Origin of the sequence: Pseudomonas sp. BT-42-2 (assembly GCF_025847435.2) — a bacterium.
Lineage (GTDB): Bacteria > Pseudomonadota > Gammaproteobacteria > Pseudomonadales > Pseudomonadaceae > Aquipseudomonas > Aquipseudomonas urmiensis.
The window spans coordinates 296,547-322,868 of the sequence record NZ_JAOYTM010000007.1; the positions used below are offsets into that span (position 1 = coordinate 296,547).

The following is a 26,322-nucleotide window of genomic DNA, read 5'->3' on the forward strand; positions in this document are numbered from 1 at the left end:
ATCTGTCCCCTTTTCCATGTCCCCTTTCCGGTGGTTGACGCGTTTATGCTGAGCAACTACAGCTAGGCCGTTGGCACTGTCCCGCCGTCAATTACAAACTCGCTCCCCGTAATGGATGCCGCACGGGGCGATGCCAGGAAGGCAATCAGGTCAGCAACTTCTGACGGCGTGGAAGGGCGGCCGAGTGGAATACCACCGAGTGCATCCATGATGATGCGTTTGCCGCCTGCGTAGTCCGTACCGGCTTCCTGCGCCAGCCGCTCGGCCAAGGCGACCGACGCTTGGGTCTCGATCCAGCCCGGCGACACCCGTACAACTCGCACGCCTTGTGGCGAGACTTCTTTCGACAGGCTTTTGCTGTAGGTCGACAGCGCCGCCTTGGCCGCTGCGTAAGCCGTAGTGGCTTCGGGCAAGGGCAGGCAGTTCTGAATCGAGGTTACATGGATGATCACGCCGCTCTTGCGCTGCAGCATCGATGGGAGCAGGGCGCGATCCAGGCGCACGGCCGGCATCAGGTTCAGGTCGAGCTCGCGTTGCCACTGCGCGTCATCCAACACCGCGAAGCCGCCGCTAGGTGCCGACGAACCACCCAGGACGTGGACGATGATGTCTATGCTGCCCAGCCGTTGCTTAGCTGCGGCTACCAGTGTTTCGCAGCCTTCTGGGGTCGCGAGGTCAGCCTGCACGAACAGCTCAGCCGGCAGATCGCTGGTTGCCTGCCGAGCCGAGGTCAGCACCTTGGCGCCCTCTGCGAGGAACAGCTCGACGACCGCGCGGCCGACGCCTTTGGTACCGCCGGTGACCAGCACTTGCTTGCCGCCAAGATCAAGGTTCATGGCGCAATCTCCAGTGAGCGGATCTGGCCGTCGTGCAGCAGGAATAGATGATTCAGCTGTAGCGGGCTGCCAGGGAAGTTACCGACCAGACGCGCCGTTACGCTCAGCGAATCGTCATTCTGCGTCGCCGCCAGCGGCTCGACGCTGTAGGTGAATGCCTGGCGGGCCTCCTGTTGCCAGGCTTCGATGGCTGCAATGCCCTGGTGCGTGCGGTTTTCGTCGGTCACCCTAGCGTCCCCGCAGAAGCAGGCGGCAAGGCGCGAGATGTCGCCGCCATTGCTGACATCGAAGTAGGTTTGTACGGCGTCAGGCAGTTGCAGGTTCATGGCCTGATCTCCTCTCACAGTGGGTTGGGGTTTACGACTGTGATCTTGCCGCTCAGTTGATAGTTTGCTCAACTGGGATAGACATTAACGACCTATCCCGAATATGAGGACAATTACGTGGCAGATTCGCGCCTTGCTCTCAATGAGCTGGAAGCTGTACTGGCCGTGGCGCGGAGGGCGTCGTTTCGACAGGCAGCCATTGATCTGGATGTTTCGACCACGGCATTGAGCAACACCATTGCCAAGTTGGAGGCGAGCCTCGAAACGCGGCTGTTCAATCGCACCACCCGCAGCGTGTCTCTGACCGAGGCGGGGGCTATGTACCTGGAGCAGGTCGGTCCGGCTCTGCAGGAAGTGCGAGCGGCGCTGGAAGCGGTGCGTTCGCACAATGCCGGGCCGTCAGGCGTGTTGCGCATCAATGCCTTCGCCAGTGCCGCCCGCGCCGCGTTGCTGCCGCTGGTGCTGGAGTTTCTGCAGCGTTACCCGAAGGTGCACATCGATCTGGTGACCGAAGGCCGCCTGGTGGACATAGTCGCGGACGGTTTCGATCTGGGCGTACGTTCTGCGAATCTTGTGCCCAGCGATATGATCGTTATTCCCCTCGGCCAGCCGCAATGCTATGCCGTGGTCGGCTCCCCTGCCTACTTCGCCAAGCACGGCCGGCCGCGTAGCCCGGCGGACCTGCTCCAGCATCAGTGCATGCGCATCCGCCTACCCAATGGGGCGATCTACCCCTGGGATTTTGAACGCGCGGGGGAGGTGACCCGGCTTGATGTGACTGGCCAGCTCACCCTGGACGAGCCTAGTGTCGCCAAGGCGGTGGTGCAGGAAGGCGTGGGGCTGGGCTTTTTTATGCAGCAGGACGTTCAGGCTGAACTGGACGCCGGACAGTTCGAGCGGGTGCTGGAAGAGTGGACGCCGCCCAGAGACAGCCTGTGCCTGTACTACCCGAACCGGCGCAACCCCTCCGCTGCGCTCAAGGCATTCACTGCCCTGGCCCGCGACAATCTGCCGAGCAAAGACCAGCTATGATAATTCACCGACTGCCCCCAAGCGCCTGCTATCAGGCGATCAAGCCCAGGGTCAGCCCCTTCAAGGTGGCGGCCGCGCGGGTGGAGCAACCCAGCTTGCGGAAAATGCTTTCCATGTGGGTGCGTACGGTACTCGGGCTGATCTCCAGTCGCCGCGCCACTTCCTTGTTGCTGGCGCCACGGCTGATCTCCATGAGGATGGAGCACTCGCGGGTGGTGAGCAGCGTGCTTTTCGGCTGAGGCAGTCGGCGTTCGCCACGTGCGGCAGCGATTACCGCTGCGCAGATTTCAGCGTCAAACAGTCCGCGGCTGGCGTCCTGTTTGAGCAGCCGCGCCGCCTCCGATTCGCTATGCGCGGGTCGCCAGGGCCTGGCGCTTCTTAACGCTACCCAGGCGACAGCGCTGGCGAGCAAGCGATAGGCGGCGCACTGGGCATCGGCCGATGCACCGCGAAAGTAGCCGCTGCCGTCGAGCCGTTCGTAGGCATGGGCGGCAATTTCGCCAGGGATGGTCAGCTCAGTGATCTGCCGTGATGCCTTGTGCGTCCAGTAAGGGACGAGGTGGATACGTTCTGTGGCGCCGTAGGGTAGCGGCCCCGCGGTGTTCCACAATTGATTGGAGACGGCTGCCCGCCCCAGGCCATGGATCAACGCGGCTTTGCCAATCTCCGTCTGGTCGGGCTCTGGCAGTCCCCACAAGCGGGCGGCCTCGACGGCAATCTGCGCCACCTGCCGGGAGTAACCTGCCAGCCAGGGCAACTTCAGATCGATCACATCACCCACCAGCGTCAGTGACACGGGACGTCCGAGCCGGGTGTCGTCCAGCCCACCGGGCGTTGTTTCCAGTTCCGCTAACCATACCTTGGCATTGCGCACCAGCAAGGCGGCGAGGGCGGCGGGGTAGCGGCGGTCGGCCTGTTCGGTGATCCAGCTCAGCGCCGTGTCCAGGCCATGGGCGCGGCTGAGGATGTCCAGGTCTCCGGCCAGTACCACTTGGTAGGCCGCGTCCGGAATGTGCACATGGCTCACACCAAACGGCCTGCCGGTTCCGTCAAAGGTTTCGAATATCCGGCACAAGCCGGCTTCGACCGCTGCGCCAAGTTCGAGCGTTTTCGCGATCTGGCCAGACACCTCGCAGTGCACCACGGCGAGCGGTGCCGCTTGATGCACGGCGTTCATCTGTTCGGCGCCCAGGGTCTGGTCGAGCATCGCGCGGCGGCCATCGACATCATTGCCTAGCAGATGGGCGAAGCCATCGGCGTTGGCGGTGCAGCCGGACCAGCGCAGCAAGGCGACCTGCTGCGCTGTCACCAGATGCTCGCCTTCGCCGTGCATGGCGCGGGCTAGCATCTGCGCCAGGCGGGCAACACGTTGGGAGTGGCCAAGGGGCTGGCCCATGCTGAGGTCGCCGACCTGGGAGATAGCCCCCAGTGCGCCGCTCAATGAGATGTCGAATCGTAGCGCGCTATCCATGAAAAAAGCCTCAGGGTCGGATAAATGACCGATACCCGCCAAGCATGTGGGTCAGCAGAATTTGAACTCCCAACACAGGAGTTCAGCCCATGAAAGCATTCAAGTCGCAACTCGTCACCGTCGCCTTCGCCCTGACCAGCACCCTTATGGTGAGTGTCAGCCAGGCTGCCGAGGCAACGCCGTCGGTGGTCATCGTACACGGCGCCTTCGCCGACGGCTCTGACTGGGCCAAGGTAGTGCCGTATTTGCAGGCTGAAGGGGTGGCGGTGACGGTGGTGCAAAACCCGCTGACCTCGCTGGCCGACGACGTTGCCGCCACGCAGCGCGTGCTGAACAACCAGTCAGGCAAGGTGGTGCTGGTCGGCCACTCCTGGGGCGGCACCGTGATCAGCGAAGCCGGCGCCCATGAGAAAGTCAGCGCCCTGGTGTACGTCGCCGCCTTCGCACCTGATGCAGGCCAGTTCAGTGGCGAACAGGGCAAGGGCGCGCCTACCCCGCCTGGCATCAGCCAGATCAAGGCAGACGGCAACGGTTTCCTTTACCTGACGGCAGAAGGCATGGCCAAGGACTTCGCCCAGGATCTCCCGGCGGCACAAACCGCAGTGATGACCGCTACCCAAGGCCCGATCAAGGCATCGGCCTTCGATGATCGGACCACGGTCGCTGCCTGGAAGACCAAGCCGTCCTGGTACCTGCTCGCCACTGACGATCGCATGATCCACCCCGACGTCCAGCGCTCCAGTGCCAAGCGGATCGGCGCCACCCTGACCGAACTGCGCGCCAGCCATGTACCGCAGCAGTCACAGCCTGGCGAAGTGGCCAAGGTGATTCTCAAGGCGGTAAGCAGTGTTGGCGAGCGGTGATCGCGGCTGGCGCACCGCTATGAGCTGGCTGCCCTCAAGCAGCGCCTGTAACGCACCGTTGACGGTGTAATCAATGCAGGGATACCGCCCCACCAAATGGGGTAGATAAAGGCCAGGTGCTCGGCCCAGGTGATGTCGGCCTGGGCCCTGAGCAGATCGGGTTCCAGTGGCTGCGCTTGCCGGTAGCCGCTGCGTAGTACCGGGTCAAAGCTCAAAGCATCAAGCCGTAACACCCTTACATCATGGCCGGCACTTCTGGCCGCCTCGACATAACCCTCGGTCAGCGCTGCGCAGAAACTCTCGCTTGACGGGTGCCCCAGCACCACTAGTACTCGTTTGCTCATCATCACTTCATCCTGAACATGAAGCGTGCAGGGTAAAGCCTGACCATAACGGGAGAGTCAACTGCTCAGGCTGCTCTGGGGCCGTTGCAGTGCTGACGGCAGAATTCAGCTGGCTGACCCTACGTATTTTCAAACAGGCTGGTTGAGTCGAAGGCAATTCTCCGAAAACGCATTTGTTCTCGGATATCTACTGATCACTCGCCGCTTCCGACGCTTCATTGAAAGGCCTGATTTGATGAATGAAACCTCCTAAATCAAGTGGGTGCATGAAATAAGTCGCAGTGCGATTTGAGTAGACTTTGGCAGTGCTCTCGGAGTCCTCCCTAACGCTACCGGCGTCGTCTAGTTCGCATGGCCAAGACCGCAATCATCAGAGGATGAACTACGCTTTTAAAGCAACACCGCAGATCGAAGAAACATTGCACGCGACCGCTACGGCCAGGTGCTGGTGGTAAGGGAATGCCCATTCTTCGGGATCCGACACCCTCAGCGCCATCAGCCGGGGTACGCACCGTGAGAACTAAACAATCTCTGCTTGCCCTTTTGTTATTCACGTTCCTGTTTGATGGCTGCACCACCCCTAAGGTCTTTCACGAACCGAGTCAGGCCTTGCCTGCCGAAAACTCGGCGTTCGGTCGTTCTATTCAGGCCCAGGTTGCTCCTCATCAAGGCCAATCTGGCTTTCGCTTGTTCTCCGAGAGTGCTGAAGCGTTCGCAGCCCGCGCCGAGCTGATTCGCAATGCTCAAAGCAGCATCGACCTACAGTACTACATCGTCCACGACGGTATCAGCACTCGAATACTGCTGAGCGAGCTGCTCGTCGCTGCCGATCGAGGAGTGCGCGTGAGAATTTTGCTCGATGACACCAGCAGTGATGACTTGGAGGAAACCATCGCGACACTCGCCAGTCATCCGCGTATACAAATCCGTGTTTTCAATCCGCTGAAGTTGGGTCGTAGTACCGTCGTGACGCGTACGATGGGCCGCCTGTTCAACCTGTCGCAGCAGCACCGGCGTATGCATAACAAATTGTGGTTGGTAGACAATAGTGCGGCTATCGTCGGAGGACGTAATTTGGGCGATGAGCACTTCGATGCCAAGCCCAATAGAAATTTTACTGACATCGACATGCTCTGCGTCGGCCCGGTCGCAGAACAGTTGGGACATAGTTTTGACCAGTACTGGAACAGCGCCCTGAGCAAGCCAATCGAGCAGTTCATAGCGTTCAAGCCGACCAGCAGAGACTTGAAAGATCTTCGCAGTCGGCTGGAGAAATCCTTGGAAGAAACGCGTAAACAAAACCATCGACTCTATCAACAGTTGATGACCTATACCTCTCACCCACGCTTGAACAACTGGCGCCGGGAGTTGATTTGGGCCTGGAATAAAGCGATGTGGGATGCGCCAAGCAAGGTCTTGGCGGATGGCGAACCCGCTGCGTATTAGTAGTTCTATTGGACTGGAAAAGATGTTATAGCGTGGGAAACATAAATGATGCGGATGCGGACGAAAGACCCGAGTAGCGGTCAACTGGGTCGCCGTCGGCATCTTCTATGGCCTGCTGACGGCTTTCGCCAGTGAGGAATTCGAAAAGGGTTGAGAGCACCTGCGCAGTGAGTGAACAGCGCCATTGCAAACGGCTCAGCAGCCGATCAGCTCTACCAAGCCTTCCTGTTCTGGGCTTTGGCCGCGATAGTTGCCGTTCGCGGGTGGTTGCCATCGACCCCATGCAGACATGTAGATGTCCGGGCCGATACCGATGCTAGCGCCTTTGAGGGATTAGTTTCGATAGTTGATAACAGCCCTACATTTGATAGGGAAGTTGACCGAGTTGGCAATGAAACACTCGTGGTGAGCATCGTCATGCAAGCGCATTGCAAGATCTCTATCTGATTGCCTACTAATGACGACCTGAGGTCTCAGCTCTGCTTCCTTGAAATGGCCCTTGCGCTGGCCATCACCTTCGATCATACGGCCCACCGGGTGGTCGACGTATTCCAGCACGCACACGTTGTTAACGGCGCACAGATGAAGATACCAGAGCTTGTGGCAGGCCGAGATCGATGCCAGCAACATGTCTTCAGGGTTCCAGCATTCGGGATTACCCCGAAAAGCAGGGTCGGCGGATCCAGGGATAGGCGCTTTCCCTGGCGACTCGACAGTGAAGTCTCTCTGGTAAGCGGTATAGCTGGCAGTACCCTCGCCGGTGTTGCCTATCCAATTGATGGTGACAGCATAATTGTGTTCTCTCATCGTCACTCCTGTGTTGAAAGATGCCCAGAAGATGATCCGCTCTTCTCGCGTCAGCACTGTAATCTTGCGCGTTAAGTGTGGCTCCCAACCAGCTTCTCTTGTTTGCATTGACGCATGCGTTGGTTGTGCGAAAGCAATGAGCCCGGCCAGCGAGGTAGCCTTATGGCTGGCTGGACAGTGCTTGCTGGCGTGTCGGTTCCACGGCTTACCATTTGCGTGCTCAGGTGATGTAAAGGCCTCATCGCCGGCGTACCGGCTGAGTTATGTCGTCATCTGCATCCAGAGCCGACAGAAATCGCACCTCAACCCAAGTAATCTTGTCATTTGCAATCGCTTAGGGCAGGGTCGATACCACGGACATCTCTGCCAAAGGAGTCACACCATGTCAAAGATCTATCCCGATATTGATCCTGAGGGACTGGTCGAGTACTCGGTGGTTTACACCGACCGCTCGCTCAACCACATGTCGCAGTCGTTTCAAGGTGTGATGAAGAACATTTCCAGCACCCTGAAGCGGGTCTACAACGCCCAGGCGGTTGCGGTAGTCCCCGGCAGTGGCACATTCGGCATGGAAGCGGTGGCGCGCCAGTTCGCCAACGGCCAGCAATGTTTGGTGATACGCAACGGCTGGTTCAGTTACCGCTGGAGCCAGATCCTTGAGATGGGCAACATCCCGGCGGCCACTGCGGTGCTAAAAGCCCGACCGGTCGATACCGAGCGCCAGGCTGCCTACGCTCCGCCCCCTCTGGACGAAGTGCTGGCAGCCATTGAGGCGCACAAGCCGCAGATTGTCTTCGCCCCCCACGTTGAAACGTCATCAGGGATCATCCTGCCCGATGAGTACCTGCGGGCGGTAGGCGACGCGGTGCATGCGCAGGGTGGCCTGTTCGTGCTGGACTGCATCGCCTCAGGCGCGCTTTGGGTTGATATGCACAAATGCGCGGTCGACCTGCTGATCAGCGCACCGCAGAAGGGCTGGAGCGCCTCTCCTTGCTGCGCCCTGGTGATGCTCAGCGCTTTGGCCCTCGAGCGCATCGGGCAGACGCAAAGCAGCAGCTTCGCCTGCGACCTGAAAAAGTGGCTTCAGATCATGCAGGCTTATGAACAGGGTGGACATGCCTACCATGCGACCATGCCCAGCGATTCTCTCGCGCGCTTTAGCGAAGTGATGAAGGAGATGCAAACCTACGGTTTCGACAAGGTCCGCGACGAACAGCAGGCCCTGGGTGATCGGGTGCGCGCAATGATGGCCGGCAAAGGTATCAAGAGCGTGGCAGCAGTCGGCTTTCAGGCCCCTGGCGTAGTGGTGAGCTACACCGATGATGCCGATATCAAGAGCGGTAAGAAGTTTGCCGACCACAGCCTGCAGATCGCCGCCGGTGTGCCGTTGCAATGTGACGAGCCGGCCGACTTCCAGACCTTCCGCATCGGTCTGTTCGGGCTCGAAAAGCTGCACAACATCGATCGCACAGTCGACATCCTTGAGCAAGCACTGGACGAGGTGATGGTTAACTAGACGCGCAGTTGGAGGACTTGCAATGACGACGAACGCTGTGAAGTCCCGATTCAAAGCAAAGCTTCTTCGTCCGGCAAAGCCCGGTGATGATACGTCGTGGGCCTTCGCAGTCCTTCCAAGAGACGCGAGTGAACGGTTCCCGAGGCGTGGAAGGACGACAGCCGAAGGCACAATCAATGGGCACCCTTTCCGCGCAACCCTTGAGCCCGATGGCCAGCTGAGCCATTGGCTGAAGGTAGGTCGCGAGTTACTCGACGCCGCAGGTGTGGCCGTTGGAGATATCGTTACCCTCGAGTTAACCCCTGTGAAGAAGGAACCCGAGCCTGATATTCCGGCAGATTTTGAGCAAGCACTGGCAGCCTGGCCTGAGGCTCGCAGAGGTTGGAACAATACAACGACCATCGCGCGCGTAGACTGGATCCACTGGATTACTTCAGCGAAGCAACTCAAGACACGCGAAAAGCGAATGGGTGATGCCTGCGATATGCTTGCAACCGGCAAGAAGCAGGTTTGCTGTTTCGACCCGTCCGGCTATTACAGTAAAGCCTTCCGTGCGCCGGAGGCAGACAGTTAACCCAGCTGATCTCGTGGCACGTCAACCACGTGGTCGTCACCCTCAACAAGCTGGGGATCAACTGCGAAGAGAATGATCACTCAAGCCACATCGCTGATACGTTGTGCCGACTCAGAGACTGTCCGGGTCGCCAAAAAACATCTGAATCCTCGAACGCAACCAACGCTCCGCCGGATCATTATCCTGCGCCCCACGCCAGGCCATATGCAGCTCAAAGCTACGCACTTCAATCGGCAGATCCTCCGCCCGCAAACCGCCGCCAGCGGTGAGGGCTGCGGCGGTGTAGTCCGGTACCGTGGCGACGATATCGGTCCCGGCCAGCAGGCTGCCCAGGCCGTTGAACTGAGGCACTGCCAGCACCACATGGCGCTTGCGGCCGATCTCGTCCAGCGCTTCATCGATAAAACCGGACAAATCGCCAGCAAACGACACCAGCGCGTGCGGCCGGGCGCAGAAGTCGTCCAGGGTGATGCTGCCGGGCATGCTGTCGGCGCGCAGCAGTTTCGGCTTGCTGCGGCGCAGCACCTTGCGCTTAGCGTTGGCGGGCAGGTCGCTGGTGTAGCTGACGCCCACCGAGATCTCGCCTGAGGCGAGCAGGGTGGGCATCAGCAGGTAGTTGACCCGGCGCACCACCAGGACGATGCCGGGCGCTTCGGCGCGGATGCGTTTGAGCAACTGCGGCAGCAGGGCGAATTCGGCGTCATCCGACAGGCCGATGCGAAACACCGAGGTGCTGGTGGCGGGATCGAACTCGGCGGCGCGGCTGACGGCGGTGGAGATCGAGTCCAGCGCGGGCGACAGCAGGGCGAAGATTTCATGGGCGCGGGCCGAGGGCTCCATGCTGCGCCCAGTCCGCACGAACAGCGGGTCGTCGAACAGGTTGCGCAGGCGCGACAAGGCGGCGCTGATCGCCGGCTGGCCGAGAAACAGCTTCTCGGCGGCGCGGGTCACGCTGCGCTCGTGCATCAGGGTTTCGAACACGATCAGCAGGTTGAGGTCTACGCGACGCAGGTCGTTACGGTTCATCGATGCGCTTAGCCTATTCGCCAAAGGTGGGGCAGGGGTGAATCTTAAGGCCAAAGGCTGTTACCCTGCACCGATTTCCGGGGGCCAATGTGCGAAATTGCCAGGGGCCCAATCAATGACAAGCATGTCGACTATTAACGGCCACTGATGGTCTAACGCTCAAAGCCCGGATAAAGTCCATGGTAATACGAGGTTCACACAGGCGAGGTATGCGATGTCCCGCATGATCCGATTCCATACGTTCGGCGCGGCCGATGTGCTCCGTTGCGAGGAGCAGGGCGAGCCGTCGCCCGCCGCCGGCGAGCTGCAGATCCGCGTCGAGGCGATCGGCGTCAGCTGGTACGACGTGCTCTGGCGACAGAACCTGGCGCCGTCCAAGGCGCGCCTGCCGGCGGGCATCGGCCATGAGATGGCCGGTGTAGTGACGGCAGTCGGCGAAGGCGTCGACGATATTGCTGTCGGCGACCGGGTGGCTAGCTTCCCGGCCACCAGCGCCAATGATCACCCGGTGTACGGCGATGTCATCGTCTTGCCGCGCACGGCCATTACCCGTTACCCCGATAACCTGACGCCGATCGAGGCCAGCGTTCACTACACGCCGCTGCTGATCGCCTATTTCGCCTATGTCGACCTGGCCCGGGCCAAGGCCGGGCAGACAGCATTGGTGACCGATGCCAGCCACTGCGCAGGGCCGGCCTTCGTGCAGTTGGGCAAGGCCTTGGGGCTGAAGGTATTTGCAGCCACTAAAGAGCCGGAGCAGCGTGATTACCTGTTGAGCCTGGGTGCTGACAAGGTCATCGTCACCGAAGAGCAGGACCTGCTCATGCAGATCGGTAAATACACCGATGGGCGTGGCGTCGATATGGTCCTGGATGGCCTCGGTGGCCCGCAGATGTCGCTGCTTGGCGATGTCCTGGCGCCACGTGGCAGCCTGGTGCTGTACGGGCTGCAGGGCGGCAACCAGACGCCATTTCCGGCGTGCGCTGCGTTCCAGAAGAATATTCAGTTCTACGTGCACTGCATCGGCAATTTCACCGGTAAGCCCGAACTGGGCATCACCCAGGACCAGGTGGCGCTGCAACGGGCGCTGCGCGATATCAACCAGTTCACCGCCGACAAGCTGCTGACGCCGCAGATCATCAAGGTCTATCCGTTCGAGCAGGTGGTCGAGGCGCATCGTTACATGGACGAATGCCCATGCGGTGGTCGCGTGGTGTTGGACATGGGGCAAGCCTGAGCGCTGTCTATCTAGTTCAAACTAGGCCTTAACCCTCAAACGCCCGGTGCATTGCATCGGGCGTTTTGCTTTTCTGGGGCTATGAGGCCGATCTGAGGTGTTGATTCACCCTTGCCTTAGCAACCCTCAGCAGACCTGCTGACGACTCACAGGGCTGCTCAGCAGCCGCTTTACCCAAGGCATGTCCTGCACCCGCTGGACCTGCGTTCATTCAGCCGTGATCACCCTGCGTCAGGCAGCCTCTGCCTCCCAAGCGACCCACCGTAGTGACAACGTCGCTACATCAGCGGTTGCGGCTGACGAGCTGCGTTTTGCGGCCCATAAAAAAGCCCCGCAGACCAAGGCCAGCGGGGCAAACGGTTGGGGGAGGAGCCAACCAAAGGAGTCGTTAAATCAGTATCAAGAATCAGCGCACACTGGCCACCGTCTCAGGCTGCCAGCCACCGCCCAAGGCCTTGTAGATCGCGACGATGCCGCGATACAGCTCGACCTCGCCCTGGGCCTGGGCATCCTCGGCACTGAGCCGTTCGCGCTCGGCGTCCAGCAGTACCAGGTAATCCACCGTGCCTTCGCGGTAGCGCACCGAAGCCAGCTCTGCGGCCTTGCGGCTGGCATCGCTCTGGCGCATCAACGCCTGCAAGCGTTGCTGGGTCTTGCCGTAATCGCTGAAGGCATTGGACGATTCTTCCAGCGCCAGCAATACCTGCTGCTCATAGTTGGCCAGCGCGCCATCGGCATCGGCCTTGGCCCCGCGCAGGCGGGCACGCACGCTGCCTAGATCGAACGCTGCCCACGTGATGCTCGGGCCAAGCGCCCAGGCGTTGGCGGCGGACGAGCCGATCTGCGAGCCGCGGGCGGCGGTGAAGCCGAGAAATCCACTGAGGCTGACCCGAGGGAACAGGTCGGCGGTAGCCACGCCGACGTTCGCCGTGGCCGCTGCCAGTTGCCGTTCGGCGCTACGGATGTCTGGGCGACGACGCAGCAGCTCACCTGGATCACCCACTGGCAGCGCCTTGGCAATCGCCGGCAACTGCTTGGGCGACAGATCCACGCTCAGCGCGTCGGGCCGCTGCCCAAGCAGGGTGGCGATGCGGTTGCGGGCACGTACCTGCTCGGCCTGCAACTGCGGCACCGTGGCTTCGACTGCTGCCAGCCGGGCATCGGCGCGGACCACGTCCAGCTCGTTGCCCACGCCAGCATCGCGCAGGGTCTCGGTGATGCTGCGTGAGTCCTGCTGGGTCTTGAGGTTGGCCAGGGCGATTTTCTCGCGCAGTTGCGCACCGCGCAGTTGCCCATAAGCATCGACCAGCTCGGCGATCAGGCTGACCTGCAGTTGTTGCAGGTCGGCTTCGGCTGCCGCTTCCTGGGCTTCGCTGGCTTCGATCTGGCGGGCAATGCGGCCGAACAGGTCAAGCTCCCAGGCCATGTCCAGGCCCAGGTCATAGCGTTCGCTATTGACCCGGCGCTCGGTCTGGCCAGGAATCTGGCCCTTGCCCAGCTCGCTGCTGGCGCGGCTGCTGACCACCGGCAAATTGTCGTTCTCGGCATCTTCGCGAATCGCCCGGGCGGCCTTGAGGCGGGCAAACGCCACGCGCAGGTCACGGTTGCCTTGCAGCGAGGCCTGCACCAACTGGTTCAGCGCCGGGTCGTCGAATTGCTTCCACCACACGCTTTCAAAGCGGCTGCGGTCAAACGCCTTGGCCTGTACGTCAGTGTCCAGCCTTGCCGGTTCGGTGTTCGGCGCCTGGTAGTCCGGGCCCACTGCGCAGGCCGCCAAGGCCAACGCCAGCAGGCTCGGGGTCAGGGGTTTGAGCAGCTTCATGCATGGTTCTCCAGCGGCTTGGCGTGCGCAGCCTTGCGGGCCTGGCGACGCTCGACGAATCGGCGGATCAGGAAGAAGAACACCGGGGTCAGGAACAAGCCGAACAGCGTCACCCCAATCATCCCCGAGAACACTGCAACACCCATGGCATGGCGCATCTCGCTACCGGCACCGGAGGAGAACACCAGTGGCACCACACCCATGATGAAGGCAATCGAGGTCATCAGGATCGGGCGCAGGCGCAGACGGCAGGCTTCCAATACCGCTGCCAGCGGATCCAGGCCTTCGGCCTGTTTATCCTTGGCGAACTCGACGATCAGGATGGCGTTCTTGCACGCCAGGCCCACCAGTACGATCAAGCCGATCTGGGTGAAGATGTTGTTGTCGCCCCCGGAGATGATCACCCCGGTAATCGCCGACAAAAGGGTCATCGGTACGATCAGGATCACCGCCAGCGGCAGGCTCCAGCTTTCGTACTGGGCCGCCAGTACCAGGAAGGCCAGCAAGACGCAGAGCGGGAATACCAGCAGTGCAGTGTTGCCGGACAGGATCTGCTGGTAGGTCAGGTCGGTCCATTCGAAGGTCATGCCGTTGGGCAGTTCCTCTTTGATCAGTTTCTCGATGGCCGCCTCGGCCTGGCCGGAGCTGTAGCCGGGGGCCGCAGCACCGTTGATTTCGGCGGTAATGAAGCCGTTGTAATGCATCACCCGATCAGGCCCGGAGGTGTCGCTGACCTTGAGGAAGGTCGCCAGCGGGATCATCTCGCCGAGGTTGTTGCGCACCTTCAACTGGCCGATCTGCTCGGCGTCGAGGCGGAACTGCTGCTCGGCCTGGACGTTGACCTGGTAAGTGCGGCCAAAGCGGTTGAAGTCGTTGGTGTACAGCGAGCCCAGGTACACCTGCAGGGTGTCGAAGATGTCATTGATGGCCACGCCATGGGTCTTGGCCTTTTCCCGGTCGATGGCAGCATCGACCTGTGGCACGTTGACCTGATAGCTGGTGAACAGGCCCGCCAGCTCCGGCACGTTGTGGCTCTTGGCAATGATGTTCTGGGTTTCTTTGTACAGCGCCTCATAGCCCAGGTTGCCGCGGTCCTCGATCTGCAGGCGGAAGCCGCCAATGGTGCCCAGGCCCTGTACCGGCGGCGGTGGGAAGATCGCGATGTAGGCATCCTGGATATCAGCGAACTTGGCGTTCAGCGCGGCAGCGATGGCCGCCGCCGACTGGCTTGGGTCCTTGCGCTCATCGAACGGCTTGAGCGGGGTGAACACGATGCCGCTGTTGGGGCTGTTGGTGAAACCGTTGATCGACAGGCCCGGGAAGGCCACCGAATCGGCCACACCTGGCTGCTCCAGGGCGATCTCGCTCATGCGCTTGATCACAGCTTCCGTGCGATCCAGGCTGGCCGCATCCGGCAGCTGGGCGAACGCTACCAGGTACTGCTTGTCCTGGGCCGGGACGAAGCCGGTCGGTGTGGACGAGAAGCCGAGGTAGGTCAGGCCCATCAAGCCGGCGTAGACGAACAGGGCGATACCACTGGAACGGATGACCCGACCCACACCGCCGACATAGCGATTGCTGGCGCGGTCGAAGAAACGGTTGAACGGGGCGAACAGCCAGCCGCCTAACAGCCGCTCGAGCAGCCGCGAGAAGCGGTCCTTGGGTGCATGGTGCTCCTTGAGCAGCACCGCAGCCAGGGCCGGTGACAGGGTCAGCGAGTTGAACGCCGAGATAACCGTGGAGATGGCGATGGTCAGGGCGAACTGCTTGTAGAACTGCCCGGTAAGGCCGGAGATGAACGCCGCCGGGACGAACACGGCGCACAGCACCAGCGCCGTGGCGATGATCGGCCCGGTCACTTCGCCCATGGCTTTTTGCGTGGCTTCGAGCGGTTTCAGGCCAAGGCCGATGTTACGTTCAACGTTTTCCACGACGACGATGGCGTCGTCCACCACGATACCGATCGCCAGTACCAAGCCAAACAAGGACAAGGCGTTGAGCGAGAAGCCGAACAGGTGCATCACGGCAAAGGTACCGATCAGCGACACCGGCACGGCCAGCAGCGGGATGATCGATGCGCGCCAGGTTTGCAGGAACAGGATCACCACCAGCACGACCAGGATCAGCGCTTCGAACAGGGTGTGCACCACCGCTTCGATCGAGCCACGGACGAACACGGTCGGGTCATAGACGATGCTGTAGTCCATCCCTTCAGGGAAGTCCTTCTTCAGCTCGGCCATCTTCGCCCGCACTTCGTCGGAGATCTCGATGGCGTTCGAGCCTGGGCGCTGGAAGATCGGCAGCGCCACCGCCGGCTGGTTGTTCAGCAGCGAGCGCAGGGCGTACTGGCTGGAGCCGAGCTCAACCCGGGCGATGTCCTTGAGGCGAGTGATCTCGCCATCGGCGCCGGCGCGGATGATGATGTTCTCGAACTCTTCTTCATTGACCAGACGGCCCTGGGTGTTGACCGACAGCTGAAAGCTGGTCGAACCTGGCGCGGGCGGCGCGCCGAGCTGGCCGGCAGCGACCTGGCGGTTCTGCTCGCGAATCGCCGCCACCACATCACTGGCCGTCAGGTTGCGCGAAGCGGTCTTGTTCGGGTCGAGCCAGACCCGCAGGGAGTAGTCGCCCATGCCGAACAGCTGCACGTCACCGACACCGCCCAGGCGCGCCAGCTCATCCTTGATGTTGAGGATGGCGTAGTTGGACAGGTAGAGCATGTCGTAGCGCTGGTCCGGCGAGGTCAGGTGCACGACCATGGTCAGGTCGGGCGAGGCCTTGTCGACGGTGATACCAATGCGCGTGACTTCTTCCGGCAGCTTGGGCTGGGTGCGGGTGACACGGTTTTGCACCTGCACCTGGGCGTTGTCCAGGTCAGTGCCCAGGGCGAAGGTGATGGTCAGGGTCAGCTTGCCGTCGGCGGTCGACTGGGAGGACATATAGAGCATGTTCTCCACCCCGGTGATGGCCTGCTCCAACGGTGCGGCGACGGTTTCGCCGATCACCTTGGGGTTGGCGCCGGGGAAGTTGGCACGCACCACCACGGTGGGCGGGACCACTTCCGGGTATTCGCTGATCGGCAGCTGGAACAGCGCGATCGAGCCTGCAATCAGCAGGATCAGCGAGAGCACGGCGGCAAAGATCGGCCGTGTGATGAAGAATTTCGAGAAGTTCATCGGTGTTGTCCCTTAACCGCGCGGTGCCTGGGCACTGGCGACTTTCTCACTGGAGCCGGCCACGCGCGGCGCCGGGTTGCTGGCTTCGAGCGCCTGGCGCTGACGGGCCAGGGTGGCGAGGGTCTGCTCACTGGCCATGGCGATTTCTTCCGGGGTCACCGGCGAGCCCGGGCGTACCCGTTGCAGGCCCTTGACCACGATGCGGTCGTCCTTGCCCAGGCCGCTCCGCACGATGCGCAGGCCTTCAAGCTTGGGTCCCAGCTCCACCGCGCGGTAGGCGGCCTTGTTGTCCTTGTCCATGACCAGCACGAACTTCTTGCCAAGGTCGGTGCCGACCGCTTCGTCGTTGATCAGCACGGCGTCGTACTTGGCGCTGCCGACCAGCTTGAGACGGGCGTACAGCCCCGGGGTGAACTGACCGTCGCGGTTGTCGAACACGGCACGGCCACGGATGGTGCCGGTGCGCGGGTTGACCTGGTTGTCGACGAAGTTCATCTGGCCCAGGTGCGGGTTGCCAGCTTCGTTGGTCAGGCCCAGGTAGACCGGGGTGCTCTGGCCGCGCTGGCCTTCGCGCGCCAGCTGGGTGTACTTGAGGTACACGCGCTCGTCGGCGTCGAAGTAGGCGTACACCTTGTCGGTGGAAACCACCGAGGTCAGCGGGGTGACGTCGGCAGTGACGATGTTGCCGGCAGTGAACTCGGCGCGGCTGACCCGGCCGCTGATCGGCGCGGTGACGCGGGTGAAGCTCAGGTTCAGGCGGGCCAGGTCCAGCTGGGCCTGGATTGCAGCGACACCGGCACGCGCTTCGGCAGCAGCGCTGGTGCGCGATTCGGCAAGCTCGGCAGAGATCGCGTTGCTGTCGCGCAGGCGCTCGCCACGACGCGCTTCGTTTTCGCTGCGCACGGCGGTGGCGCGGGCTTGTTGCAGCTGTGCTTCGAGGCGGCGGACTTCGGCCTGGAACGGGCGCGGGTCGATCTGGAACAGCAGGTCGCCTTTTTTCACTTGGGCGCCTTCGGTGAAGCCCACCAGGTCGATCTGGCCCGAGACCCGCGGCCGCACCTCGACGGTTTCCGGGGCTTCCAGGCGCCCGGTGAACTCGTCCCACTCGTTGATCGGCTGCTCGATCACCTTCGCCACACTGACCTTGGGCGCAGCGGGGGCCTGCACGGCGTCGGGGGTTCGACCGCAAGCGCTGATCACCAGCACTGCCAGGGCAGCGAGGGGATAGCGCAGGGGTTTGAGTGATGGTTCCATGGAGAACTCCGCCAATTATTGGATAGTGGGCGGATTCTGCGGCTCGTGCGCGCAGGGAACGAATCGAACGCGGCGAAGGTTATTATCACGCAGAATGATATGTCGCGATATTTCATCGATGGCGGGCATGATGCTTGGCGTCAATCAACTCAGGGACTGATGAGGCCGCTCAGGCTTGGAGCTAAGGGCTAGTGAGAATCCTCAGGCACACACGTAGCGCCCACGCCTGGATGCTCGCTTCGTCCAGTCCACTGCTGCGAAGATCCGCCGCAGCGTTGACGACCGCCAGTATGCCCGCCACCGCTGTGCGCCGGTCCATCACCCGAAAGCGCCCGCTGCGCTGTCCCTGCTCGATGCCTTCGACAGCTTGGCCGGACATCAGCTTGTGCTGCCTAGCGCCCGGCATGGTTTGCGCAAGATCATGGATGAATGTGCCCAGGCGCGAGGGTTGAAGTTGACTACCAGTGTCGAGGCGGATTCGTTCGGCGCGATGATCGACCTGGTGCGCCATGGCTTCGGCCTGACCGCGCTGCCATTGGCATCGGTACATGCCCAGCTGGAAAACGGCACGCTTTGCGCCGCACCTTTGGTCGAGCCGACGCCGATGCGCAAGTTGGTGCTGGTGTATCCGGCTGATCGGCGGGTCAGTCCGGCGGCGCGCTATGTGGGCGATACCTTTGTCGAGATCGCTGCTGACCTGGTCGGACGCGGGATCTGGGCAGGGCATATGTTGTGAATGAGCGTATTGTGAAAGTTGATCCCCTTAACCCCAGCACGCAAACCATCATCGGTCTGGGCGTACTGCAGATCCTGGTCTGGGGCGGTTCGTTCTTCATCCTGGCGGTGATGGCCGAGCCGATCATGCGCGAGACCGGTTGGGCCAGCCAATGGGTGTACGGCGCGCTGTCGCTGAGCCTGATGGTCGCGGCCCTGTTGGCGCCGCTGTCCAGCCGACTGGTGGCGCGCTACGGCGGGCGCTCGCAGCTGGCTGGCAGCGGCGCGGTGGTCGCACTGGGGCTGCTGATCATGGCCGCCAGTCACAGCCTGGCGTTGTTTCTGCTGGCCTGGGCAGTGATCGGCGTGGGCATGGCGATGGGCTTGTACGAAGCGCTGTTTTCCACCCTCGGTGCGTTGTACGCCGAGGGCGCCGGGCGGGCGATCACCGGCATCACCCTGATCTCAGGCTTTGCCTCGACCTTGTCGTGGCCGGCCGTGGCCTTGCTCATCGAGCAGTTCGGTTGGCGTGTGGCTTGCGTGGCCTACGCGCTGGTCTTGCTGCTAGTGGTGGCGCCGCTGTACATGATGGTGCTGCCCAAGGGCGGCCAGGGCGAACAGGCCAAGCTCGCCACAGCGGGCGAGAGCGCCGTGGTGGACCGGCGCCTGTACCTGTTGCTGACGGCGATCTTTGCCCTGGGCGCAATCATCATGACTGCAGTCGCCGTGCAATTGGTGGCGGTGTTGCAGGGCTTGGGGCACTCCCTGCCAGCGGCCATCGGCCTGGCGGCGATGCTGGGGCCGAGCCAGGTGGCGTCGCGGGTTCTGCAGATCCTTGCCGGCAAGCGTCATCCGATCTGGACCGCGCTGTTTTGCGTGTCGCTGGTAGCGTTGGGGCTGTTGCTGGTGGCCTTTGCGCCAGGTATGACCGCGCTGGGGCTGTTGATCTTCGGGTGTGGCAACGGCCTGCGGGCCATCGTTCGCGGGCTGTTGCCGCTGGCACTGATGCCACCTGCGCACTATGTGTTGCTGATGGGGCGTATGTCGCGGCCATCGTTGATTGGCCAGGCATTGACGCCGTTGCTGGGTGGCTACCTGTTCGAGCACTTTGGCGCGATGGGGGTGTTAGGCACGTTGTGTGGGTTGGCGTTGGTCAACGTGCTGCTGGTGTTGTGGGTGATGCGGTGGATGCATAAGCCGCCAAGGGGGCTGCCTAGCAGCCCCGGTCACTCTACAGCCAGGCTTTGATCTGGCGGGCTACCGCTTCAGTCGATACCCCGTAGCGATCATGCTGACGCCCTATCGCCGGGCAACCGCAGAACTGTGTGCGAGCGGGCTTGCCCCGCGATGAGGCCGGCCCAAGCCCCACAAAACTATCGTCAGGTCATAGGTAAATCCTTCCCCACCCGCACGCCCGCTGAGCAAGCGCTAAGGTAAGGTGACAGGAATGATTCGAGCGCGCCGTCCACGGCGCCAGAGAGGTGCCTGTGGCTTCCTATACCTTGCGACAACTTAAGTATTTCGTCACCACGGTGGAGGCGGGCAGCGTGGCCGAGGCCTCACGCCAGCTGTACATCGCCCAGCCGTCGATATCCACGGCCATCAAGAGCCTGGAAGAAAGCTTCGGCGTGCAGTTGTTCATCCGCCACCATGCCCAGGGCGTCTCACTGACCCCCAGCGGCAAGCGCTTCTACGCCAAGACCAAGTCACTGCTGCAGATGGCCCACGAGTTCGAGCAGAACGCCCTGGCCGACAACGACACCGTGGCCGGACAGATCGACATCGGTTGCTTTGAGACAGTGGCACCGCTGTACCTGCCGCGGCTGATCGCAGGTTTTCGCCAGCGTTACCCGGGCGTGGATATCCGCCTGCGCGATGGCGAGCAGCAGGACCTGATCCAGGGTTTGACCGCTGGTACCTTCGATTTGGCGTTTCTCTACGATCACGACCTCGATGGCACCATCGAAGCCGAACCCTTGATGCCGCCGCAAAAACCTTATGTGCTGTTGCCGGAAAAACACCGCTTTGCCGGGCAAGCCCAGGTGTCGCTGCGCGACCTCTGCCCAGAGCCGATGATCCTACTGGATGTGGCGCCGAGCCGAACCTACTTCGTCAGCCTGTTCAACGAGCTGGGGCTGACGCCGAACATCGTCTTCAGTTCGCCGTCGATCGAGATGGTGCGGGGGATGGTGGGGCAGGGCTTTGGTTTTTCCCTGCTGGTGACCCGGCCGCATTCGCCGTGCACCTATGACGGCCAGCGGCTGGTGACAGTGGATATCGCCGAGCCGGTGCCCCTGTCGGGGTTGGCGGCGGCGCGGTTGAAGCGGGTGCAGTGGACCAAGCCTGCGCAGTTGTTCGTCGAGTTTTGCCGCGAAGAGTTGGCCAGGATGTGAACACCATCGCGGGGCAAGCCCGCTCCCACGTGTGCGCACAATCGGCTGTGGCACGTGGGAGCGAGCTTGCCCCGCGATAGCGATCTCGCCTCATCCCACTTCAGAGATGATTGTATGCACACGTGGGAGCGGGCTTGCCCCGCGATAGCGATCTCAGCTCATCACACTTGATCCGGTACCACCGCAATCACGTCAATCTCCATCAACCACTCCGCCTGAGCCAACCCCGCCACCACCAGCCCGGTAGAAATCGGGAATACCCCTTTGAGCCACTTGCCAACTTCCTGATAAACCGGCTCGCGAAAACGCGGATCGGTGATGTAGGTAGTGGTCTTGACGATATGCGACATGTCCGAGCCAGCTTCTTCAAGCAGCTGCTTGACGTTCTTCATCGCCTGCTCTGCCTGAGCACGCGGATCGCCCAAACCCACCAGGCGCCCTTCGAAGTCGGTTCCCACCTGGCCCCGTACATACACCGTGTTGCCGGCGCGCACGGCCTGGCAAAGGTCGTTGTCCAGCGACTGATTAGGGTAGGTGGCCTTGGTGTTGAACATGCGAACGCGAGTATGAGTCGGCATCAGTGGGCTCCGAGGGTGCTCAGGGTAGTGATCGAGGTTTGGCCTTGCTCATCGGCGTCGCGCTGCAGGCGATCGCGGTAAGCCAGGTAGGTGCGTTGGGTGGCGATATGGCCGGCAACGTGCTTGGCGTCGTGCCACACGCCCCAGATGAACGACGAACCGCGCCGCGACAACCACGGCAGGCCGAGGAAGTACACGCCAGGCTCTTTCGCGACGCCGCGCTGGTGTAGCGGCTTGCCATTGCTGTCGAAGGTGTCGACCTGCAGCCAGCTGAAATCCACCCCGTAACCAGTTGCCCAGATGATGCTGGTGACGCCAGCCTGGAGCAGGTCGAGTTCGAGAATCGGTGCACTGATGCACTGCGGGTCGGCCAGGCGTTGGCGCGCTTGAGGTTCTTCAGGCAGGTCCAGGCCATTGCGCTCGACATAGGCATCGGCGGCATCGAGCAGGGCCAGGTAGTTGTCGTCGCCGCGCTGGATGTTTTCGGCCAGGTTGTCCTGAAAGCGTGCCACACCGTTGGCGAACGACTGGGTCAGGCCGACCAGGGTCATGCCTTGGTGGGCGAGGGCGCGGAAGTCCACGGTGTGGCCGCCACGCGCGCCGCTGACGGCGATGGTTACGTGCTCGCGGCCGGGCTTGGCGATTTCCGCATCCCATTCGCCGAGCACGCCCAGCCACCAGCAGAAGTCGCGGTTGCGATAGCTGCGCGGCGGGCGGTCATGGGCGCCCACCGACAGGTACACCTGACGGCCTGCGCGCATCAGCTCCTCAGCGATCTGCACCCCAGAGGAGCCCGCGCCCACCACCAGAACCGCGCCTTCAGGCAACTGCTCGGGGTTGAAGTAGGCGGCCGAGTGGATCTGGTGCAGACGCTCATCCTGCGGCGCGATGGCTGGGATGACCGGGCGCTGGAACGGACCGGTGGCGGCGACCACGCGGTTGGCGAGAATGGTGCCGTGGTTGGTCTCGATGGTGAAACCAGGGCGGTCGGCGTTGCGCACCACCTTTTTCACCTCGACCCCGGTGCGTACCGGCAGGTTGTATTTGCGCACATAGCGCTCGAAGTAGTCGGCGACCTGCTCCTTGCCGGCGAAGGCATCGGCATCGAGGTCGAATTCCAGCCCGGGGAAGCGGTCGTGCCAGACCGGGCCGTTGGCCACCAGCGAATCCCAGCGGCCAGTGCGCCAGGCCTCGGCGATGCGGTTGCGCTCCAGCACCAGGTGCGGCACGCCGAGCTTGCTCAGGTGTTCGCTCATGGCAACCCCGGCCTGGCCGGCGCCGACCACGAGGGTATCGATTTCAATTGTGTTCAAGTTCATCTCTGAGCCCTTCTTGGAAGGCGGTTTTAATCAGGTCGGTGGGTGAACCGCCTTTGCCTGGAATCAGCCTAGGGATGTGCCTTGGATCGCGAAAATAGTATTTAGCTAGTGCTTGCCTATAGTTTGGCGAAGGCCTTGATAAATAAGGGCTGCAGCGCTGTCGTGGGGTTATTTGAAGAGGGTTTGAGGCGCGCGTTTACAGACTTAGTTTTTTCCTTTTCAAGGCCAAGGAAAAAGGTCGTTTCGTGGCCCGTGGGCTTCTGTTCAGAATGCGTTCAACATCGAGTGGAAGTTGCTTTTCGCTGGATTAGCCAATAAACGACAGGAGCTGCACCATGACCTTCTCCATCATTGGCCGCTGCCAGGAAACCGGCCAAGTCGGCATTGCCATCAGCTCTTCGAGCATTGCCGTGGGAGCCCGTTGCCCATGGGTGCGCGCAGGCGTCGGTGCGGTGGCGACCCAGAACATCACCTTGCCGGCGCTTGGTCCGCAGATCCTCGACGCCCTGGAGCAGGGGGACTTGCCCGCGGCAGCGGCACTGGACCGGGTGCTCAGTACCAACGGCTGGAGCGAGTACCGCCAGGTGACGGTGATCGACAGCCACGGGCAGGTTGCGCTGTTTACCGGTAAAGAGGCCTTGGGCGTGCACAACGCAGTAGCCGGCGAGCAATGCGCCGCAGCCGGCAACCTGTTGTCGTCGATCCAGGTGATCGAGGCGATGGTCGCCGCCTTCGAACAGGCCAGCGGGCATCTGGCTGATCGCCTGCTGGCAGCGATGCATGCGGCAGTGGTCGCAGGGGGCGAGGCCGGGCCGATTCATTCGGCGGCGCTGAAGATTGCCGGTGAGCTGACCTGGCCGCTGGTGGACCTGCGTGTTGACTGGGCGGATGAAGACCCGATCGCTCAGCTCGATGGCCTCTGGCAAGCCTACCGCCCGCAGATGCAGGACTACGTGACCCGCGCGCTGAACCCGACCAGCGCACCGAGCTACGGAGTACCGGGGGATGAATGAGCAAAGCAGCCGCGACCTGCTGGCGCGGCTGATCGGATTTGCCACGGTCAGCCGTGACTCGAACCTTGAGTTGATCGGCTTTATCCGCGACTACCTGACCGGCCTGGGGGTGGACAGCGAGCTGTTTCACAACCGTGAAGGCACCAAGGCTAATCTGTTCGCGACCATTGGCCCCTTGGATAAGGGCGGCGTGGTGCTCTCCGGGCATACCGATGTGGTACCCGTGGATGGCCAGGCCTGGACAGTCGAGCCGTTTTGCCTGAGCGAACGTGACGGGCGCCTGTACGGTCGCGGCGCGGCTGACATGAAAGGCTTCATTGCCTCGGTACTGGCCGCAGTGCCAGCGTTTCTCGCTCAGCCGTTGAAAACCCCGGTGCACCTGGCCTTCTCCTATGACGAGGAAGTCGGTTGCCTGGGCGTGCGCTCGATGCTCGCAGCCCTCCAGGAGCGGGCGCACAAGCCACGCTTGTGCCTGATCGGCGAACCCACCGAGCTCAAGCCGGTGCTCGGCCACAAGGGCAAGTTGGCCATGCGCTGTCAGGTGCAGGGCGCGGCCTGTCATTCGGCTTATGCGCCGTATGGGGTCAATGCGATCGAGTATGCCGCACGCTTGATTGGCAAGCTGGGCGAGATAGGCGAGGTTCTGGCGCAAGACCAGGACGCGCGCTTCGATCCGCCGTTCTCCACCGTGCAGACTGGCCTGATCAAGGGCGGCAGGGCGCTGAACATCGTGCCTGAAGAGTGCGAGTTCGACTTCGAGGTACGCGCGTTGCCAGGCTTCGAGGCGCAGGCTGTGGCCGATCAGTTGCAAAGCTATGCCCAGGCTCAACTGCTACCGCGCATGCGTGCGGTCAATCCGGCTAGCGACATTCGCCTGCAACCGTTGAGCGCGTATCCGGGCTTGGCCACGCCTGCTCAGAGCGAAGCGGCGCAGTGGGTTGCGCTGCTCAGTGGCTCGACAGAGTTCGGCACCGTGGCTTTTGGGACTGAAGGTGGGCTGTTCGATCAGGCCGGCATCCCCACTGTGGTGTGCGGGCCGGGCAGCATGGAGCAGGGGCACAAGCCCGACGAGTTTGTCAGTGTCGAGCAGTTGGCGGGGTGCGATGCGATGTTGCGGCGCTTGGTGGATTACCTCCAGGCGCATTGACGGGGTGGCCTCATCGCGGTACACGCCCGCTCCTGCAAGACACGTGCAGGAGCGGGCGTGTGCCGCTATGCGGGCAGATGATCAGAAGGTTGCCTTGACCTGCAATCCAACCACCAGGGCATTATCGATGTTGGTCCCGGAGAAGGCCCCCGGCTCGATGATGTACTGCACATCCGGACGCAGGTTAAGCCAAGGCGTGGCCTGGTAGCCGTAGCTCAGCTCGATCAACTGCTCGGCGCTGTCGATGTCGGGGAAGTCCTGGCCACTTTGCAGCGCTGCGTCTTCAAGCACATCGCGGCTGCGCGGGTTAGGCACGGCGCGGCCATAGCCCAAGGCCACGGTATCGCGCGGGCGCCCTTCGAACGGTTTGTACAGCACCACGCCTGCGCCATACCATTTGGTGAATGGCGAAGCGGCCTTGCTCGACGCCGAGTACTGGCCAAAGGCATGCAGGCTGCGCCCCGGCAGGCTTTGATCGTTCCACACGGCCTGGTCGATCAACAGGTAATGCCCGCCACGACCGGCCACTTCCTTGTCGCTGCCAATGCGTTTGACGTTGGAGCTGTCGTAGTAGTACCCCAGCTTGTACTCACCCGGCAGTTCGCCCTGCCGCTTGTACACCAGCTCCACCGGCACCACGGTACCGGTGGTGTGCTTGGGCCCCAGGTGCCAGGCGCGGCTGGAGTTGCCGTTGCTCTCGGGATCGACGTTGAACGCCGCCACGCGCAACTGCCAGGACGAGGAGAAGTCGTATTTGACCCGGGCGCCCAAATGCGCGTTGGGGTAGTTGGTCCAGCCACTGCCCCCGGACATGTTCAGTGGGTGACCGCAGAAACCGGCGTTCATGAAGTTGCACAGGATGCCGGTGTCCAGGCCGCCGAGGTCGTTGCCCATGGCCATGTAGCCGAGCTTGACGTTGAGCGCGGGGGTGAAGTTGCGCTCGTAGCTGAGCTCGGTCAGGCGGGTGTACAGGCCACCGTAGTTTTCCTGGATGGGCAGACGGTTACCGACCAGATCCTCGGAGGCGCTGTTACCGCGACGGTCGTTGATGGTCAGTTGGACCTTGCCAGCGTTATCCAGACCGTACAGCTTGCTCAGGTCGAACTGCACGCCGAGCTTGAGGTTCTGCGAGTAGCGCGCCGAGCGGTGCAGGCCACCGTGGGCGTTATAGGCGGTCTCGCCGCTGTAGTCGCCGGTGAACTTGACGCCGTCGTCCTCGAGCTGGTGACGCAAGCCGCCCCAGTCGCCGGTCATGGTGCTGCGATTGAGCAAATCGGCTTCGGCCATGGCGCAGGTGCTGGCCAGGGCCAGCAGCAGGCCGGCGGTGATGCGGGTAGGGGTGAAGGGCAAAGCACAGAACATTGCGAGGCTTTCCTGGGGAATTGCGGGGCTCATCGCGGGGCAAGCCCGCTCCCACGCCGGGTTGGA

The 26,322-nt window shown here is 62.2% G+C and carries 21 protein-coding genes and 3 pseudogenes; 11 read left to right on the plus strand and 13 right to left on the minus strand.

Annotated features, from left to right (window positions below):
* Positions 1-62: 62 nt before the first annotated feature.
* Positions 63-836, minus strand: a complete 774-nt coding sequence (locus OIU19_RS08065; RefSeq protein WP_264234577.1) for an SDR family oxidoreductase — start codon at positions 834-836, stop codon at positions 63-65.
* Positions 833-1,162 (minus strand): nuclear transport factor 2 family protein, encoded by a 330-nt coding sequence (locus OIU19_RS08070; RefSeq protein ID WP_264234578.1) that lies wholly within the window; start codon positions 1,160-1,162, stop codon positions 833-835. Before OIU19_RS08070 ends, OIU19_RS08065 begins: the two co-directional genes overlap by 4 nt.
* Before the next feature lie 117 nt (positions 1,163-1,279).
* Between OIU19_RS08070 and OIU19_RS08075 the strand changes: the two genes are divergently transcribed.
* A complete protein-coding gene (locus tag OIU19_RS08075; protein WP_264234579.1) occupies positions 1,280-2,194 on the plus strand; it encodes a LysR family transcriptional regulator in 915 nt (304 codons plus the stop codon).
* A gap of 31 nt (positions 2,195-2,225) precedes the next feature.
* Here OIU19_RS08075 and OIU19_RS08080 read toward each other — a convergent pair whose 3' ends face one another.
* Positions 2,226-3,665 (minus strand): HD domain-containing phosphohydrolase, encoded by a 1,440-nt coding sequence (locus OIU19_RS08080; RefSeq protein ID WP_264234580.1) that lies wholly within the window; start codon positions 3,663-3,665, stop codon positions 2,226-2,228.
* 89 nt (positions 3,666-3,754) lie between these two features.
* Between OIU19_RS08080 and OIU19_RS08085 the strand changes: the two genes are divergently transcribed.
* Positions 3,755-4,528: an alpha/beta hydrolase gene (locus tag OIU19_RS08085; protein WP_264234581.1), complete on the plus strand. Its 774-nt coding sequence runs from the start codon at positions 3,755-3,757 to the stop codon at positions 4,526-4,528.
* 68 nt (positions 4,529-4,596) lie between these two features.
* Here the strand turns inward: OIU19_RS08085 and OIU19_RS08090 are convergent.
* Positions 4,597-4,875, minus strand: a pseudogene (locus OIU19_RS08090) (NAD(P)H-dependent oxidoreductase); the annotation flags it as partial.
* A gap of 510 nt (positions 4,876-5,385) precedes the next feature.
* Here OIU19_RS08090 and OIU19_RS08095 point away from each other — a divergent pair.
* A pseudogene (locus OIU19_RS08095) lies at positions 5,386-6,306 on the plus strand (phospholipase D-like domain-containing protein); the annotation flags it as partial.
* A 345-nt stretch (positions 6,307-6,651) separates the two neighbouring features.
* Here the strand turns inward: OIU19_RS08095 and OIU19_RS08100 are convergent.
* Complete coding sequence (locus OIU19_RS08100) at positions 6,652-7,125, minus strand: OsmC family protein (RefSeq protein ID WP_264234582.1); 474 nt, start codon at positions 7,123-7,125, stop codon at positions 6,652-6,654.
* A 382-nt stretch (positions 7,126-7,507) separates the two neighbouring features.
* Between OIU19_RS08100 and OIU19_RS08105 the strand changes: the two genes are divergently transcribed.
* Both OIU19_RS08105 and OIU19_RS08110 read left to right on the plus strand, forming a co-directional pair.
* Positions 7,508-8,641 carry an aminotransferase class V-fold PLP-dependent enzyme gene (locus tag OIU19_RS08105; protein ID WP_264234583.1) on the plus strand — a complete coding sequence of 378 codons (1,134 nt, stop codon included), beginning with the start codon at positions 7,508-7,510 and terminating at the stop codon, positions 8,639-8,641.
* Positions 8,642-8,663: 22 nt separating this feature from the next.
* Positions 8,664-9,215, plus strand: a complete 552-nt coding sequence (locus OIU19_RS08110; protein WP_264234584.1) for a YdeI/OmpD-associated family protein — start codon at positions 8,664-8,666, stop codon at positions 9,213-9,215.
* Between the two features lie 111 nt (positions 9,216-9,326).
* On the opposite strand, the gene OIU19_RS08115 is transcribed toward OIU19_RS08110, so the two are convergent.
* Positions 9,327-10,241 carry a LysR family transcriptional regulator gene (locus OIU19_RS08115; RefSeq protein ID WP_225915595.1) on the minus strand — a complete coding sequence of 305 codons (915 nt, stop codon included), beginning with the start codon at positions 10,239-10,241 and terminating at the stop codon, positions 9,327-9,329.
* A gap of 214 nt (positions 10,242-10,455) precedes the next feature.
* Between OIU19_RS08115 and OIU19_RS08120 the strand changes: the two genes are divergently transcribed.
* Entirely contained in the window at positions 10,456-11,478 is a 1,023-nt protein-coding gene (locus OIU19_RS08120; protein WP_264234585.1) for a zinc-dependent alcohol dehydrogenase family protein, read from the plus strand.
* A gap of 406 nt (positions 11,479-11,884) precedes the next feature.
* Here the strand turns inward: OIU19_RS08120 and OIU19_RS08125 are convergent, their stop codons facing one another.
* The 4 genes from OIU19_RS08125 to OIU19_RS08140 form a co-directional block, all read right to left on the minus strand.
* Positions 11,885-13,300 carry an efflux transporter outer membrane subunit gene (locus tag OIU19_RS08125; protein WP_186553309.1) on the minus strand — a complete coding sequence of 472 codons (1,416 nt, stop codon included), beginning with the start codon at positions 13,298-13,300 and terminating at the stop codon, positions 11,885-11,887.
* On the minus strand, positions 13,297-16,476 hold the full coding sequence (locus OIU19_RS08130; protein WP_264234586.1) for an efflux RND transporter permease subunit: 3,180 nt from the start codon (positions 16,474-16,476) through the stop codon (positions 13,297-13,299). The genes OIU19_RS08125 and OIU19_RS08130 overlap by 4 nt, the downstream gene beginning before the upstream one ends.
* 12 nt (positions 16,477-16,488) lie before the next feature.
* The gene (gene mexE / locus OIU19_RS08135) at positions 16,489-17,730 is read right to left on the minus strand and encodes a multidrug efflux RND transporter periplasmic adaptor subunit MexE (RefSeq protein WP_186553307.1); all 1,242 of its coding nucleotides are present in this window, start codon (positions 17,728-17,730) and stop codon (positions 16,489-16,491) included.
* Positions 17,731-17,911: 181 nt separating this feature from the next.
* A complete protein-coding gene (locus OIU19_RS08140) occupies positions 17,912-18,109 on the minus strand; it encodes a hypothetical protein (RefSeq protein WP_264234587.1) in 198 nt (65 codons plus the stop codon).
* Between OIU19_RS08140 and OIU19_RS08145 the strand changes: the two are divergent.
* The 3 genes and pseudogenes from OIU19_RS08145 to OIU19_RS08155 form a co-directional block, all read left to right on the plus strand.
* Positions 18,086-18,466: pseudogene (locus OIU19_RS08145) on the plus strand (LysR substrate-binding domain-containing protein); the annotation flags it as partial. The gene OIU19_RS08140 and the pseudogene OIU19_RS08145 overlap by 24 nt on opposite strands.
* A gap of 11 nt (positions 18,467-18,477) precedes the next feature.
* Positions 18,478-19,692 (plus strand): MFS transporter, encoded by a 1,215-nt coding sequence (locus OIU19_RS08150; protein WP_264234588.1) that lies wholly within the window; start codon positions 18,478-18,480, stop codon positions 19,690-19,692.
* 239 nt (positions 19,693-19,931) lie between these two features.
* Positions 19,932-20,837: a LysR family transcriptional regulator gene (locus OIU19_RS08155; protein ID WP_264234589.1), complete on the plus strand. Its 906-nt coding sequence runs from the start codon at positions 19,932-19,934 to the stop codon at positions 20,835-20,837.
* A gap of 161 nt (positions 20,838-20,998) precedes the next feature.
* Here the strand turns inward: OIU19_RS08155 and OIU19_RS08160 are convergent, their stop codons facing one another.
* Positions 20,999-21,415 (minus strand): RidA family protein, encoded by a 417-nt coding sequence (locus OIU19_RS08160; RefSeq protein ID WP_186553300.1) that lies wholly within the window; start codon positions 21,413-21,415, stop codon positions 20,999-21,001.
* A complete protein-coding gene (locus OIU19_RS08165) occupies positions 21,415-22,734 on the minus strand; it encodes an NAD(P)/FAD-dependent oxidoreductase (RefSeq protein ID WP_264234590.1) in 1,320 nt (439 codons plus the stop codon). The genes OIU19_RS08160 and OIU19_RS08165 overlap by 1 nt, the downstream gene beginning before the upstream one ends.
* A gap of 335 nt (positions 22,735-23,069) precedes the next feature.
* Here OIU19_RS08165 and OIU19_RS08170 point away from each other — a divergent pair, with 335 nt between their 5' ends.
* Both OIU19_RS08170 and argE read left to right on the plus strand, forming a co-directional pair.
* Positions 23,070-23,747 carry a DUF1028 domain-containing protein gene (locus OIU19_RS08170; protein WP_264234591.1) on the plus strand — a complete coding sequence of 226 codons (678 nt, stop codon included), beginning with the start codon at positions 23,070-23,072 and terminating at the stop codon, positions 23,745-23,747.
* Complete coding sequence (gene argE / locus OIU19_RS08175; RefSeq protein WP_264234592.1) at positions 23,740-24,894, plus strand: acetylornithine deacetylase; 1,155 nt, start codon at positions 23,740-23,742, stop codon at positions 24,892-24,894. The genes OIU19_RS08170 and argE overlap by 8 nt, the downstream gene beginning before the upstream one ends.
* Before the next feature lie 81 nt (positions 24,895-24,975).
* Here the strand turns inward: argE and OIU19_RS08180 are convergent, their stop codons facing one another.
* Positions 24,976-26,256, minus strand: coding sequence for a carbohydrate porin (locus tag OIU19_RS08180; RefSeq protein ID WP_264234593.1), 1,281 nt, complete (start codon positions 26,254-26,256; stop codon positions 24,976-24,978).
* Positions 26,257-26,322 lie beyond the last annotated feature (66 nt).